The 13,271-nt window shown below is 68.8% G+C and carries 17 protein-coding genes; 10 read left to right on the forward strand and 7 right to left on the reverse strand.

All coding sequences use genetic code 11. The features are described 5' to 3' along the window. The first annotated feature begins 56 nt into the window (after window positions 1-56). From AB0K36_RS03395 to AB0K36_RS03405, 3 genes are read left to right on the forward strand one after another with little or no spacing between them, the layout of a single operon-like run. The gene (locus AB0K36_RS03395; RefSeq protein WP_364587561.1) at window positions 57-1,310 is read left to right on the forward strand and encodes an ATP-grasp domain-containing protein; all 1,254 of its coding nucleotides are present in this window, start codon (window positions 57-59) and stop codon (window positions 1,308-1,310) included. After that, entirely contained in the window at window positions 1,307-2,635 is a 1,329-nt protein-coding gene (locus AB0K36_RS03400) for an amidohydrolase family protein (protein ID WP_364587565.1), read from the forward strand. Before AB0K36_RS03395 ends, AB0K36_RS03400 begins: the two co-directional genes overlap by 4 nt. After that, entirely contained in the window at window positions 2,632-3,882 is a 1,251-nt protein-coding gene (locus AB0K36_RS03405; protein ID WP_364587568.1) for an MFS transporter, read from the forward strand. Before AB0K36_RS03400 ends, AB0K36_RS03405 begins: the two co-directional genes overlap by 4 nt. 146 nt (window positions 3,883-4,028) lie before the next feature. Here AB0K36_RS03405 and AB0K36_RS03410 read toward each other — a convergent pair whose 3' ends face one another. Then, the gene (locus AB0K36_RS03410) at window positions 4,029-4,196 is read right to left on the reverse strand and encodes a hypothetical protein (RefSeq protein WP_364587570.1); all 168 of its coding nucleotides are present in this window, start codon (window positions 4,194-4,196) and stop codon (window positions 4,029-4,031) included. A 36-nt stretch (window positions 4,197-4,232) separates the two neighbouring features. Then, a complete protein-coding gene (locus tag AB0K36_RS03415) occupies window positions 4,233-4,589 on the reverse strand; it encodes a PRC-barrel domain-containing protein (RefSeq protein WP_364587573.1) in 357 nt (118 codons plus the stop codon). A gap of 328 nt (window positions 4,590-4,917) precedes the next feature. Here AB0K36_RS03415 and AB0K36_RS03420 point away from each other — a divergent pair, with 328 nt between their 5' ends. From AB0K36_RS03420 to AB0K36_RS03450, 7 genes are all read left to right on the forward strand, one after another. Further along, window positions 4,918-5,325: a hypothetical protein gene (locus AB0K36_RS03420; protein ID WP_364587576.1), complete on the forward strand. Its 408-nt coding sequence runs from the start codon at window positions 4,918-4,920 to the stop codon at window positions 5,323-5,325. A 160-nt stretch (window positions 5,326-5,485) separates the two neighbouring features. Then, the gene (locus AB0K36_RS03425; RefSeq protein WP_364587579.1) at window positions 5,486-5,929 is read left to right on the forward strand and encodes a hypothetical protein; all 444 of its coding nucleotides are present in this window, start codon (window positions 5,486-5,488) and stop codon (window positions 5,927-5,929) included. Further along, window positions 5,929-6,204: a hypothetical protein gene (locus AB0K36_RS03430; protein ID WP_364587582.1), complete on the forward strand. Its 276-nt coding sequence runs from the start codon at window positions 5,929-5,931 to the stop codon at window positions 6,202-6,204. Before AB0K36_RS03425 ends, AB0K36_RS03430 begins: the two co-directional genes overlap by 1 nt. Before the next feature lie 165 nt (window positions 6,205-6,369). Then, window positions 6,370-7,617, forward strand: a complete 1,248-nt coding sequence (locus tag AB0K36_RS03435) for an MFS transporter (RefSeq protein WP_364587585.1) — start codon at window positions 6,370-6,372, stop codon at window positions 7,615-7,617. A 257-nt stretch (window positions 7,618-7,874) separates the two neighbouring features. Next, the gene (locus tag AB0K36_RS03440) at window positions 7,875-8,393 is read left to right on the forward strand and encodes a hypothetical protein (RefSeq protein ID WP_364587588.1); all 519 of its coding nucleotides are present in this window, start codon (window positions 7,875-7,877) and stop codon (window positions 8,391-8,393) included. Between the two features lie 21 nt (window positions 8,394-8,414). Further along, window positions 8,415-8,636 carry a hypothetical protein gene (locus AB0K36_RS03445; protein ID WP_364587591.1) on the forward strand — a complete coding sequence of 74 codons (222 nt, stop codon included), beginning with the start codon at window positions 8,415-8,417 and terminating at the stop codon, window positions 8,634-8,636. Window positions 8,637-8,647: 11 nt separating this feature from the next. Further along, entirely contained in the window at window positions 8,648-9,253 is a 606-nt protein-coding gene (locus AB0K36_RS03450; RefSeq protein ID WP_364587594.1) for a hypothetical protein, read from the forward strand. Between the two features lie 209 nt (window positions 9,254-9,462). On the opposite strand, the gene AB0K36_RS03455 is transcribed toward AB0K36_RS03450, so the two are convergent. The 5 genes from AB0K36_RS03455 to AB0K36_RS03475 all read right to left on the reverse strand — a co-directional run bounded on the left by AB0K36_RS03455 (window position 9,463) and on the right by AB0K36_RS03475 (window position 13,220). After that, window positions 9,463-9,681 (reverse strand): hypothetical protein, encoded by a 219-nt coding sequence (locus tag AB0K36_RS03455; protein ID WP_364587597.1) that lies wholly within the window; start codon window positions 9,679-9,681, stop codon window positions 9,463-9,465. 174 nt (window positions 9,682-9,855) lie between these two features. Further along, a complete protein-coding gene (locus tag AB0K36_RS03460; protein ID WP_364587600.1) occupies window positions 9,856-10,269 on the reverse strand; it encodes an Imm10 family immunity protein in 414 nt (137 codons plus the stop codon). 85 nt (window positions 10,270-10,354) lie between these two features. Further along, window positions 10,355-10,672, reverse strand: a complete 318-nt coding sequence (locus AB0K36_RS03465; RefSeq protein ID WP_364587602.1) for a hypothetical protein — start codon at window positions 10,670-10,672, stop codon at window positions 10,355-10,357. 320 nt (window positions 10,673-10,992) lie between these two features. Then, window positions 10,993-11,628: a hypothetical protein gene (locus AB0K36_RS03470; RefSeq protein WP_364587605.1), complete on the reverse strand. Its 636-nt coding sequence runs from the start codon at window positions 11,626-11,628 to the stop codon at window positions 10,993-10,995. A 1,004-nt stretch (window positions 11,629-12,632) separates the two neighbouring features. After that, a complete protein-coding gene (locus tag AB0K36_RS03475) occupies window positions 12,633-13,220 on the reverse strand; it encodes a hypothetical protein (RefSeq protein ID WP_364587608.1) in 588 nt (195 codons plus the stop codon). Window positions 13,221-13,271: the final 51 nt, after the last annotated feature.

Genomic DNA, 13,271 nt, shown 5'->3' on the forward strand with positions numbered 1-13,271 from the left:
CGCTGCCGCACACCACCCACCGGCAGCGGACCACGAGACTTCAGGAGTACGCACCCATGCATATCCTCATGATCGAATGCAACCCCAACGGGATCGCCGGCATCGCCAACGCCCTGGAACTGGGCCACGACGTCACACTCGTGTCGGTCGACCCCGACTTCTACCTCGGCGTCTCGCCCCTGGCGGAGGCGGCCTACGCGCACCCCAGGTGCCAGGTCGTCAAGAGCGAACAGGCCTTCTCCATCGAGGACCTGACGGCACTCGCGCGCAACCTGCACGCCGAGAAGCCGGTCCACGGCGTCACCACCTACAGCGAGTACCACACCGTGCACACCGCGGCCGTCGCCGAGGCGCTCGGCCTGCCGGGCATGAGCGTCAAGGGCGCCCGCAACGCCCGGCACAAGCACCTGACCCGCCTCACCCTGGACGGCACCGGCGTACGGCAGCCGCGCTTCGCCCATGTCGCCGATCCGGCCGGGGTCGAGGCCGCCGTCCGCGAGATCGGCTTCCCCTGCGTGGTCAAGCCCTCCGACGGCACGGCCAGCCTGCACGTCCTGCACCTCAAGGACGAGGACGACCTGCGTGACTACCTGGCCGAGCTGGCGGACGTCGTCGACTACGGACGCGGCGTCGTACGCATCCCGGACATCCTCATCGAGGAGTTCGTCACCGGCGAGCTGATCTCCGTGGAGTCCTGCGTCCTCGGCGACGGCGAGGTCGTCAACCTCGGGCTCACCGACCGGCCGCTGAGCGGCTTCCCGCACTTCATCGAGATGGGCGCCACCTACTTCGACGGACACCCGCTCCAGGACGAGCTGTTCGCCACCACCACCCGCGTACTGAACGAACTCGGCGTCGACTTCGGCTTCATCCACACCGAGTACCTGCTCAGCGCGGACGGCCCGGTGCTGTGCGAGGTCAACGGCCGCCTCATCGGCGGGATCGTGCCGAGCCTCATGCAGATCACCTCCGGCGTCGACCCCTACCTGGAGGTCATCCGGCAGGCCCTCGGCGAGCGGCCCGAACTCCCCTTCCCCGGTGAGACCACCGCGGGCGGTCACTGGTTCGGCGCCCCCGTCGCCGGCACCGTGGAGGCCATCGGCTTCGACTCCATCGAGGAGCTCCCCGGCTTCCACAGCGCCCTTGCCTACAAGAAGCCGGGCACCCCGGTCACCCGGCTCTCCCGCAGCAACTTCGACTGGATCGGCCACATCATCTTCACCGGCGCCGACCGCGACGAGGTCAACAAGCGGTGCGAGGCGGCCCTCGACGGCATCGACCTGCGGATGAAGGTCGACGTGGCCCGATGAACGCGACGACCGCCCACCGCCAGGCGCCGCCCGCGACCCTCCGGGGCGTGGCCGTGCCCGCCCTCGACGACGAGGCGCTGTTCGACGTCACCACCGAGGACGGCGTCTTCACCCGCATCGAACCCTCGGGCACCCGCGGCGGAGGCGAGACGGAGCTGTGGCCCGGCTACACGGAGAGCCACGCGCACGTCTCGCTGCCCGCCAACTGGGACGACACCGTCGACGACCCGCGGATCGTCGCCCTCCAGTACCTCTACCACGGGGTCACGCACGTGGTGGACATGTTCGGGTTCCCTCTGGTGTCCGACGCCTGGGAAGCCGGCAGCCGTACCTCGCCCTGGCCGTACCCGGAGATCGCCCACTGCGGATACGCGGTGACGGCGATGACCAACGCGGCCGGACTGCGGGGGCACGGCGTCGAGTTCCCGGCGCCCGTGCACATGCTCGCCGTCGAGGCCGACCTGGACCACGCCCTGCGCACCAACACCGAGCGGGGCGGCACCTTCCTCAAGGTCATGTTCACGGACGGGACGGAGCAGCCGGGCACCCCCGTACGCTTCTCCCGCCTGTCCGAGCGGGTCCTGAGGTTCACCGCCCGGATCGCCGCCGAGCGGGGCATCACGGCCGTCATCGACTGCAACACGCTTCAGGAGACCCTCTGGGCGTACGACTGCGGATTCCGGCTCTTCGCCCACTCCGTGCGTGACCGGACCCTGGACGCGGCCGACTGGAAGCGGCTCGAGGGGGCCCGGTTCGTCTCCACCCTCGCCGGACTGAGCCCCATGGTCATGACACGGGAGGAGTTCCTCGCCGACTACGGCCGCGAGGGATTCACCGAGACCCAGGACCGCGGCAACCTCGCGTTCGTCGAGGGGATCGAGAAGCCCTTCGGGATCGAGTACGGCTGCCAGGAGACCCGCACCGCCGCACTGGCCGACATGCGGCGCAACGCCCTCACCGCGCTGCGCCACGGCAACCTGCTCGTCGGCACCGACTCCGGCAACACCGGCGCCTACCACGGCTACTCCCTCCTCAGCGAGCTCGACCTGCTGCGCGGCGACGACGCCTCGTCGGCCGGAGCGCTGCGCCGGCAGGCCACGGTCGGCGGCCGCCGCTACTTCGACGAACTGCGCGGCGACGGCGCCGCGGCCCACCCCCTGAGCCCCGGGGCGGCGGCCACGTACAACCTGCACGCACCCGGCAAGCCGCTCTCGGCACTGCCGCTGGCCACCGTCGTCCGGGGCGTACCGGTCGACCGGCCCGCCGCCGCGCGCGCCATCGCGGACCTCCGCGCCACCGAGTCCAAGGGAAAGGTCGCGCTATGACCATCGAACGCAGGCGGGCGCTCATCGGCGTCAACGCCGGCATCTTCCTCGCCCACATCGGGAACTTCATCTGGTTCCCCGTACTCCTCGCCTCGCTCGGCGGCACCGACAGCGGCTTCTGGGCCGGTGTCGTGATGTGCATGACGTACGTGGGCCGTCTGCTCGCCACGTTCTTCTACGAGGGGACCGCGGCCCGCATCGGCATCCGGGGGGCGGTGTTCTTCGGCACCGCCATGGAGGCGGTGGCGCTGGGCGCCATGGGCTTCAGCGGCGGCGTGCTCGTCTACAGCGTGCTCGCGTTCTTCATCGGATTCGGTTCCGGAACCGCCTTCCCCGGCCTGAAGAACATCCTCGTCTCCTACCCGGACGACGAGCGGCCCAAGGCGTTCTCCACCTTCCAGATGTCGGCGCAGGTGGGCCTGTTCGGCGGAGCGCTGCTCGGCGGTCTGCTCGCCGACGTGGACCTGCGCACCCTCTTCAGCGTGGTGTTCGCCATCTTCATCGGCTTCTGCCTCGCGTCCTCGGCGTTCATCCCGCGCGACGGGTTCGAGACACAGGCGGCGGCCGACGCCCGGGCGGCCGGGGCGGCCCAGGAACGCAAGCCCCTGTTCAGCCTGACCGTGTTCAAGGGCATCGACGTGCGGGGAGCCACCCGCTACTTCCTGCTCTCGGCCGTGTTCTGGTTCCTCTCGATCGGCTTCCTGGTCGGCATCCCGCTGCACATGGAGGAGTACGCGCCGCAGTGGGCGCCGTCCGCCCCCTTCTGGATCACCGGTCTGAGCGTCCTGGTGCTCCAGTACCCGCTCTTCAAGTTCCTGATCAAGCACCTGCGTCCCGGCGCCGTCATGGCCGTCGGCCTGGCCGGGATGACCGCCGCCTTCCTCGCCTTCGGCGCCGGCCGCAGTGCCGCCTGGGTGATCGTCGGCTGTCTCGTCGTCGTCCTCGGCGAGGTCCTGTTCGTTCCGTCCTTCGACATCTGGGTCGCCCGCAAGGTCCCCGAGCAGCGACTGGCCAAGGCCATGGGCGCCATGCACTTCTTCCGCAGCGCGGGCAACATGGTCGGCTCGCTCCTGGCCGGTGTCCTGTTCGACCTGTCGCTCTCGCTCGGCGTCCCGGGCGCCAACTGGTACGCCGCCGCCGCGGTGGCAGCGGCGTGCGCGGTCATCTGCCTGCTCAGCCGGGACGGAGCGGCCACGGCGCAACCGGCCGAAGAGGCCGTGCCGGAGACGGAGGCGGCCCCCGCGTAACCACCCGTCGCGAGCCCGGGGGGCGCACCCGGCGCCCCCCGCTCGGGGCATCCGCCGACGGGTGCGCCGCCTCGTCCGGGTTGCATCGGCGCACCGTGCTTCGTCCGGTTGCATCGGCGCACCGTGTTCCGGCCCGATGGCCGGTGTCACCGGACGCGGCGTCGACCCGAGCCCTTGGAGCGCATGGCGATGAACACGGCCTCGGCCACGACGATCACGATGCCGATGATCAAGAGATAGATCAGACCCTCCACCACGACGCCGATGATGCCCAGGATCACGGCCACGAGAAGGAGGAACAGGATGAACGCCATACCGGGAACACCTCCCTTGGTTCGGGTCCGGGGCGCTCAGCGGCGCGCGAGCTGCCGCTCGCCGTTGGCACCGGGCCGGTAGGCCAGGTCGTAGTGCCTGAAGACGGCTTCCTCCTCCTCGGCGGGCAGGATGTCGTCGGTCCCGATCGCGGGAGCGTTCTTCACCAGGCTCTTGGCGTGCGCGACCTTGACGTAGCCCGGTCCGAGAATCGCCTCGTCGAGCGGGACGAAGACCAGGCGTCGACGGGAGGGGAATCCGGTGAGGACGGTGGCCATGGACGGCTCGTCGGTCGTGGTGTCGACGTAGATCGCTTCGAGGGCGCCGATCCGGTGGCCCTTCGGGTCGACGACGTCGTGGTCGCGCCACTCGCGGATGTCGGCTGAACGGATCATGCCTTGCTCCCTACCGCCGTGTCCGGGCGGGAAGCGGGTCTCGTCCGCGGCCCGGATCCCTGCTCGCGGTCGTCGACAGCGGGCGCTCCGGCGGGTTCCCCCGGCCGGTGCCGCCGGCCGATCCCGGCAGGGCATCGCTGGTGCTTCCACGGTACTCCGGTCAGCGGTTGGCGGAACCGGTGTACGACCAGGCCACGCACCGGCCGGGCCCGGGTCGTACGGAGCCGGGACCGAACGGGGAGTAGCTCACGCCCGTGGCTGAAGTACCTGGTCGGAGCTGAGTACTTGCGCCCTGGCCGGTCATGGCGCGAGCCGGGACGCTTGGGTCATGCGACAAGGACTTGTGAAACTTCTTCCCCAGCTGGGTGCGGGCCTCGTACTGGCCGCGGTCACGGTCGGGGCGTGGGCCGCCTGGCTGGGCTGGGACCAGCGGCGTGACGTGCAGCCCGACGGGTCTACGACGGGCCCGTACGAGGCGTGGCAGGTGATCGGACTGGTGCTGACTCTGCTGGTGCTGGTGTACGGGGCGGTGTCCCGGCGCTTCATCGCGGCTGTGGCCGGCATACCGGTCGGCCTGACCGCCGCCGCCTATTACGACTGGTCCGACGACTCCAGCGGCCTCTTCATGGTCGGCGTGGTGATGGTCATGGCCGGCAGCCTCGCCGTGACCGCGGGCGTTGCCGCCCTGATCGCCTATATGACACGGGACGGACGACGGAGCGGGCGCACCACGTAGCCCGATGCGCCGGCCAGGGTCCGACCGTCGCGGTGGCCGTGTGGTCGAGCACCGCGCCCCGAGGGGACAAATGGATCCGTTCCTGGCCGTCCAATAAAATTGAGGTGCTCCCTGGGAGGCGCCATGAAGCAGAGCCCGGCAGGCGGCGGCCATCATGTCCATGACCGGCGATCCTGAGCGTGACCGGGCAGCCTGCGCCGTACGGGCATGGGCGGACGCGCACAAGGCACCGGAACTCGTGGACCACGCGAAGCCACTGACGGCAGAGGACGTCCCCGTCCCCGTCCGCAGCCTCATGCCGCAGCTCGCGATGCCCCCGATCCCGCCGGCCGACCTGGCACGGCTCGCCGTACCCACCAGTTTGATCCGTGGGAGGCACGACCTCCAGGTGCGCCGGAGCGTCGCCGAAGCCGCGAGCACCGGTCGCGGACGGCCGCTGCACATGACCGGGAACGCCGCCGGCGCCCCCGCGGCCGCCGGCGCCCCCGCGTTCGAGCAGCCCGATTCCTTCCTGGAAGCACTGCGTACGGGGATCGGCACACCCCTTCTCCGCACCCCGTACGACCCCTCGGGAGAAGGGCGACCGATCAAGAGGAGGCTCTGATGACGATCGCCATGATGGTGGACAATCCGCACGGTACGCAGGAGATCTACGACAAGGTCCGGGAGCAACTGGGCGTCGAGAAGCCCGCGGGTGGCATCTTCCACGCCGCCGGGCCGAGCCCCGACGGCGGCTGGCGTGTCATCGAGATCTGGGAGTCTGAGGACGACGCCAAGCGATTCGTCCAGGAGCGCCTCATGCCTGCCCTGCAGGCCGCCGGCGCGTCAGGCCCGATGCCGACGCCACAGTTCTGGCCGGTCTACAAGTACATGACCTAGGAGCGGCCGGCCCCTGCGGGCCCTCATGCGTGAGCCCGGGCGTGGCGGCCTCCGTGGTTGGGTCCGCCCCGGACGGCGGGTCGAGCCTCTGCGCGTGAATGGCCCCCGAATCCGCCCACGAACTGGCCCAAGGAAGCCCGTGATCACGCGCTTAGCGTCATGGGCATGCCTGTTCTGTCACCGCGTCCGACGCCCACGCACCGAGCCGCGCCTCGTGTGCTCGCCGCCGCGCAGTTGGCCAACTCCATCGGGGACGGAGCCTTCTACACCTGCTCGGCGCTGTACTTCTCACAGGTCGTCGGGCTGTCGGCCGAGCAGATCGGCCTCGGACTGACGACGGCCTGGGGCGTCGGGTCCCTGGCGGGCGTACCACTCGGGCAGCTCGCGGACCGCCAGGGACCGCGCCGTACCGCGTTGCTGCTGGCTCTGGCGACCGGCGCCACGGTCGCGGCGTTCCTCTTCATCCGCTCCTTCGTGCCGTTCCTGGTCGCCGCCTGCCTCTACACCACGGCACAGTGCGGACTCGCGGCTGCCCGACAGGCGCTGCTCGCGGGGCTGGTCGAACCTTCGGAGCGCACGGGCGTCCTGGCCCGGCTCCAGGCGACGCTCAACGCGGGGCTCGCCGTAGGAGCCGCTTTCGGAGGGCTCGCCCTGCACGCCGGCACCCGCGCGGCCTACCTCGCCGTCTTCGCCCTGGACGCGGTCTGCTTCCTGGTCTGTGCGTTGATCCTTTACCGGTTGCCGCGGGTACCGCACGTACCGCCGGGCGCCACCGTGCGGGGCGGGACCGGGCTCGCGGTGCTGCGTGACCGCCCCTACGTGCTGGTCACGCTGCTGAACGCGATCCTGCTGCTGCGGCTGCCGCTGCTCAGTCTGGCCCTGCCGCTGTGGATCGCCCAGCGTACGGAGGCGCCGGACTGGACGGTGTCGGCGCTGTTCGTCCTCAACACCCTGGCGGTGACGCTCTTCCAGGTCCGCGTGGCCCGGAAGGTGACCGGCACCGCGACGGCGACCCGCGCCGTCCGCAGATCGGGACTGGTGATGCTCGCGTCGTGCGCGGTCTTCGCCACGACCGCCCTGTCCGGCCTCTCCCCCTGGTCGGCGCTCGCCGTACTGACCCTTGGGGCGGCGCTCCAGGTCGCCGCGGAGATGCAGCACTCGGCCGGCGCGTGGCAGATCAGCTTCTCCCTCGCACCGCCCGACCGGATCGGCCAGTACCAGGGCTTCTTCGGCTCCGGCATCCCGGTGGCCCGCACACTGGGCCCGGCCCTGGCCACCACCTTGCTGATCACCTTCGGCCCGGCGGGCTGGCTGCTCCTCGGAGCGGTCCTCCTGGCCGCGGCGACGGCCATGACCCCTGCGGTCCGACGCGCCGAGCGCGTGAGCCCCGGTTCGGCAGCCACTCGCCCATGACACCAACCCCCTTTCTAGGGAAGTGAATTGGACGAGGCTTCACCGCCTCGATCTGTATCGTGATCGGCTCTACCGAACTTCACGAACCAGCAGGAGAACGCTGCGTGTCCAACCCCAATGGTCCGCGCCGCCCGACCCCACCGATACCTCCTGATCCCCCGACCCCACCCGTGCCCCCTTCTCCTCCGACCCGACCCGCGCCCCCTCGTCCTCCGACCCCACAAGGTGGAGGCCATCGCGCACCGATCATCGCTGCCGTGATCACGGCAGTGGCGACGATTGCCGCCGCGGTCATTGCCGCCGTCGCGGTATCCAACGGGGGTTCACCCTCCGGCGCGCCGCCGGCGGCGGCCGGCTCGGCAGAGGTGTCCGCGACGGCTCCTGCCTCGCCTGCGGGGTCCGAACCGTCCGCAACCCCGTCGGAGCCACCGCTCCATACCCTGCCGAGCGGGGCGGCCGACGAGTCCACGGTCCCGGACACCAAGCCGCGTCTGATCGCCTCTCCCGACATGGCCGCCGAAGGGGCTGTCGTGACGCTCAAGGGCAGCGGCTTCGCCCCCGGAGAGCAGATCCGCATCACCTTCCACGACACCCGCGGGTACGCCGAAGTCGACGTACGCGATGTCACCGCGGGACCTGACGGGCGCTTCGCCGCGGAGGTGAACGTGCCCGTGGACGAGGGCAAAGGCCGTGAACGCCCCAAGTTCCGCGTATGGAGCCTGGACAGGGTGGACACCGACAACCAGGCCGACACCCCGTTCACCTACATCAAGTAGCCCGCAGCGTCCGCCCCCCACGTGAGGGGCAAAGGGCGCAAGCAGGAGCGCGACCAGGCGGAGACCGCCCCGCCCCATCAGGGCGCCGGGCACTTCGACGTACAGCCGAAGCACCTCTACTTGACGGCACTTGTTGTTCGCGACGAGCAATTCGCGTACGACACCAAGGGAGTCTCGCTGCGTCTCATGCACGACCCGAGCGTCGATCCGCCGTTCGTCGTCGTCAGCTCGATGCCCAAGTGAGGGAGACCCGGATGGTCAGCGATACCGAGCCAGATCGGCAGGACGGCCCGCGGCTGCCCCTGGATGCCGAGACCTGGTCGGCGGCTGTGGAGATGTACCGCAACCGGTACTCCTTCATCGCGGTCGGCCCGCGTGCCCACGAGGACTGGCTGCCCGATGTGGCCGCGGTGATGCACCGCGAGGTGGCCGATCCCCGTGGTTGGAGCGGCAGGGATCCCGAGCAGGGAGACGAGGAACTGGAAGAGGACCCCGCCTTTCCGTTCCGGGTTCCGCCGACGGATGAGACCGGGGCCGCGGAATGGCGCAGCCGGCTGTTCGAGATCCCGCGATCCGCCGTCGTACGGCTGCTCGTCATGCTGGCGACGGACGCCATGGACGTGTCGCGGCAGTACGGCTTCGCCGAACGCAGGCCGAGCATGGAGCAACACGCGCAGGCGATCCTGTCGCGCTTCCCGGAGGGCTCCCGGTTCTTCACGAACACCCGCCACGGCGAGCACCCCGACTTCTACGAACGGGTCACCGGCTGCTGGCCCATGACCCGGTACTCCTGGGACTTCGGCCTTCTCGCGGTGTCCCGGGAGGAAGTGGGCCTCATCTGGTCGTTCGACGCAAGCTGAAGTGGAAGACCTGGTTTACGCACCAGAGCCGCCACCTACCCCCACCGCTCAACCGCCCACTGGGCCACCCAGCGTGTGGTGACCGGCAACGAGCAGAAGACCCGGCGTCCAGCTTCTGCGTCATCGCGAAAGCCTTCCCTCTGGTCAGTCAAAGTCACGGTCGAGCAGTACCAACCGCGCTCGCCAGCAGGCGCTATGGGGTTATTCCGTCAGGAGTTCATAGCGCCGGGCTTGCCACTCCGGCGAGCCACCCCGCGATAGATCACCCAAAGGCTGACGAGAACCAGGAGTGCTCCGCCGATCGGCCATGCCACGGATCCGCCGTCGCGGTAATCCCTGATGCCGATCGCAAGGAGGAGGGCGGCGGGGATCAATCCTGCCCAGTCGAGGGCCCGGCTCAGTTTTGTGGCGATCGAGGACTCGTTCACGGTCTGATCCTGGCAGGGGCGTGGGTTCTTCACCAGATACGAACGGACGGCAGGCGCCGTCTCAGCGGCGCGGTGCGCCGGGCCGGTGCACCAGTTTGGAAGACGCCGTATGCGGATGCCTGCTGGGCTGCGAAGTCGTCCGGTAAGGGCAACTGTCGGGCGGCGTCTTCGCCTTCACAGGGCCCTCACTACTGGGCGGGCATCTGGTCGGCCGTAGGCAAGGATGCGTGCGAGCACCTCGCGCATGCGTGCAGTGTTGGCTTCCGGTGCGCACAGGACGGCCTCAACCACGGGATCGGTCAGGCCCAGCTCGGCCAAGGACGCGGGGTCCAAGGTGACCCGAAGGACATCGCCGTCCAGCTCTACCAGTCGCACACACCCGTATGCGGTTCCTTGGTCGGGCGTGACAAGGCAGTGGGTGTCCATGCCAAGGGAGACCTCCTGCGCGTCGGGCTCGCCGAAGTCGCACATGAACATCATGGAGAAGTCTTCTTCGTCATCAGACTCAGCAAGCCCAGCAAGCATGCAGTCGTCCTGCTCCGGATCATCGAATCCGCAGGCTATGTGCGCTGTGAATCGGTACGCCATGGGCGTGTTCTATCAGCACCCTCCGACACCCTGGCCAGCGGTTCGGAGGTCGTCCGGTCTCAACGGTACGTTCCGGAAGGACGTATCACGCTTCTTCCAAAGCTTCCCCGAACTCGCGCAGTGCCTTCCCGTGGCGACTGCGGGCCAATTCGTGCCCGACAGCTATGGCGAGCGCGAGCGGCCATTCGATGAGGTCAAGCGCCGTGAGGAAGCCGAGGCCCGCCAGGAATGCGAGCTGGTCCCTGGGCGGCAGTTCGAGTCGCAGGTCGCCCATGCGGACGGTCACCGAATTTTCCGAGACGACATGTTCAGCCGCATCGCGGGGCCCGTGTGGCCTCGTGATCAGAACCGGCGTACTGGAAAGCACAGTGTCGGGGTCTGCCCTACTTGCTTGCGCGGTCATGTCTTATTCCGTTTCATCGGCCGGTGCCGGGCATCCGTTCGATGTCTCTCTTCCACGCTAGCTCCGTATGGTCTGGTGACCCAGTTCGGAAGACGCCGCATGCGGGCGGTGCCGCTGACCTGCGTGGAAGCGGCTGGGGCTCTCTGGCTTCCCCGTGGTTCCCCGCTCGGCTCCGACTGATCGGGCACGGAAGGGGCACGCGGCGTCGTTGACCGTGGCTGACCGTGCGTTCTGGCGCCGAAACTGGTGCGCCCGGGGCTTGGGACAGGCGCACGCTTTCCAAGTCTGTGGGTGCAGGTGAGGCGTGTGTTCGGGTGCGTTCATCTGCGCTCACGCCCGGTCGGCCGCTGACCGTGTGGCGCCTCTCGGCCTCCCCTGAACGGGCCCGGACGGAGCTGAAGGAGACGGAAGCCGAGACGGTGGATTGCGTGCTGGGCGGCATCCCATCCGAAGCGGCCTTCTAGGCGGTCGGGGCTGAGGTAGGCGTATCCGGCGCCGTGGCCGAAGTTGAGGAAGTACGGCCCGGTGTCGCTGGTGCAGCCCAAGGAGAAGAAGAAGCGCCACGGCGCCTCGACTCCTGCCCATTGGCGGTAGTCGGCCCTGCCTCCGACGTAGTTTTCGACATCGAAGGATCCGTCCTTCTCCAGGTAGCGCTCTTGGACGTCCGGCACCGGCCGTATCTCGATCCGGAACTCGACAGGCACCATCTCGTCCGCTTCGTCGAACGCGAAGAGCGAGCGTCCCTTCGTCCCCGCCGGCCCGATGGTCGCGAATCCTGGAATCCGCCCGCCGGGCTGGACGAGCAGCACGGCCTCACCGTCCTCCGGGTCCATTCCGCCGGTCTCGTAGTCCTCGTACGACAAAAACAGATACGCCATCCGGAGCTCCTCGCCGGGCTCTGCGGGGACCGGGATCTGCCCGACGAAATCGAGCGGCTCCCCCGTTCGGGGGTTCATGGGCCAGCGGGGCTCCTCCAGCCACACAGGATCACCGCCGAGCTTGGCGACGGGCTCGGTAATGGCCTGGTCGACGGGGCGCAGACACATTTCCACCCTGGGGAGATACCCCGCGTCATACGGGCCCGTGGCCCCCTCAACCGGCTGCGGAAACATGCCCGGACTCTAGACCCCGGGACGGACAGCCCGTCGTGGCAGCGATGTCGCCATGGATTCAGACCCATCGCCCGGCGCAGCGGCCCCTGACCAGGCACATCGGTCAGGGGCAGCTTCCGTGTCCACGCACCGTGATCGCCCGTGTTCCGCGAGGCTCCCTGCTCGATCGGGCACGGAAGGGGCACGCTTCAGTCGTCGAGCCATGGGCCTCGGGTGATTTGCTTGTGGAGTCGCTCGTCCAGGCAGCTCATGTGGGCCCGGTCCAGCTCTGTAGTTCAGCTGCATCCCTGGCTTTGTCCGGGGGCGGTCCGGTGCAAGCCCGGGACCCAACCGACGGCCAGGCTCCGCCGATGGCCAAGAGTGCCCTGCCAAGCGCCGGCCGCGCCCATGCCCTCCTGGGGAAGCATGGCCACGGCCTGCCCCGCCGCCGGGCGGTCCACCATAAGGGGTGTTGCTTCGCGGCCCTCACTAAATGGGCCATGCCATTCCGCGTGACCCCGAAGCAGACCGGAACATGCGCCCGCGCTCTGCAGCCTGGACGAGCGCACGCCGAACCCGTTCCGCGTCCTCAGGGGAAAGGCGAATCTCCTGCGTCCACAGCACCTACTGCCGGACCGTGCCGGTGAGGAGATTGGTGGCCACGTCGACCTCCACTCCCTTACCCGCCACGTCCCGGACACCATCCAGGTCCGGATCATTGCTGAATGCGCTCATGCCACTGAGCATGGCCCATCCGACGACGGGAAAGGAGGCCGCAGACATCTTGATCGTCCAGGACAGACGTCAAGCATCACCCGACGCCCACTCTTCAACCATCACCTGAGACTCGGCAGAGGTCTGGCAGCTCGTCACCATCCGATTTGTGGCTCACCCAGGACCTCGCTGCCGATGTGTGCGGCGAGTATCTGGGCCCGGGACAGGTCACCGAACTTGCCCACGTGGACGAAGACGGTGTGATGGTCGGTCCACCGGTCCCACTGAACGTCATCACCGTGGAACACGACTTGGACTCCGTCGTACTTCGCCGACCCGTAGTGATCCGCTTCCGGTTCATCCGGCCACATGCCGTGCCAGTCGATGGCGGCCATGCCTTGGCCAAGAGCACTTACGAAGCGCTCCTCCACGCTCCCTCTTGGGACGTCCTCCATGAGGACCAGTGGGAGGTGCTGCTCCAGTGTGGCGTCGTCCGTCGCCGTAACGTCGAGGTCGAACCAGACATACTCACCCGCCGGGCCGGTGCGCATCTCCGTGTAGTCCAAGTTCGCCTCAGGCAGGATCGATGTCATTTGCCGAAGGTCTGCGACGGTCCGTAGTTCGGCGAAGAGCCGGACCTCGTCATCGTGCTTCGCCAGCAGCGCGTACAGGCGCTTGGCCTGTGTGTACGCCATTGTCGCGTCGGTGGTCCGGAGAACGGGATAGGCCGCAGAGTTACCCATGGACCGAACCGTCACATGCGTTCGCGAGCCTTCGCCAACGTATTTGCCGCG

It is taken from the genome of Streptomyces kurssanovii (assembly GCF_040677245.1).
Lineage (GTDB): Bacteria > Actinomycetota > Actinomycetes > Streptomycetales > Streptomycetaceae > Streptomyces > Streptomyces kurssanovii.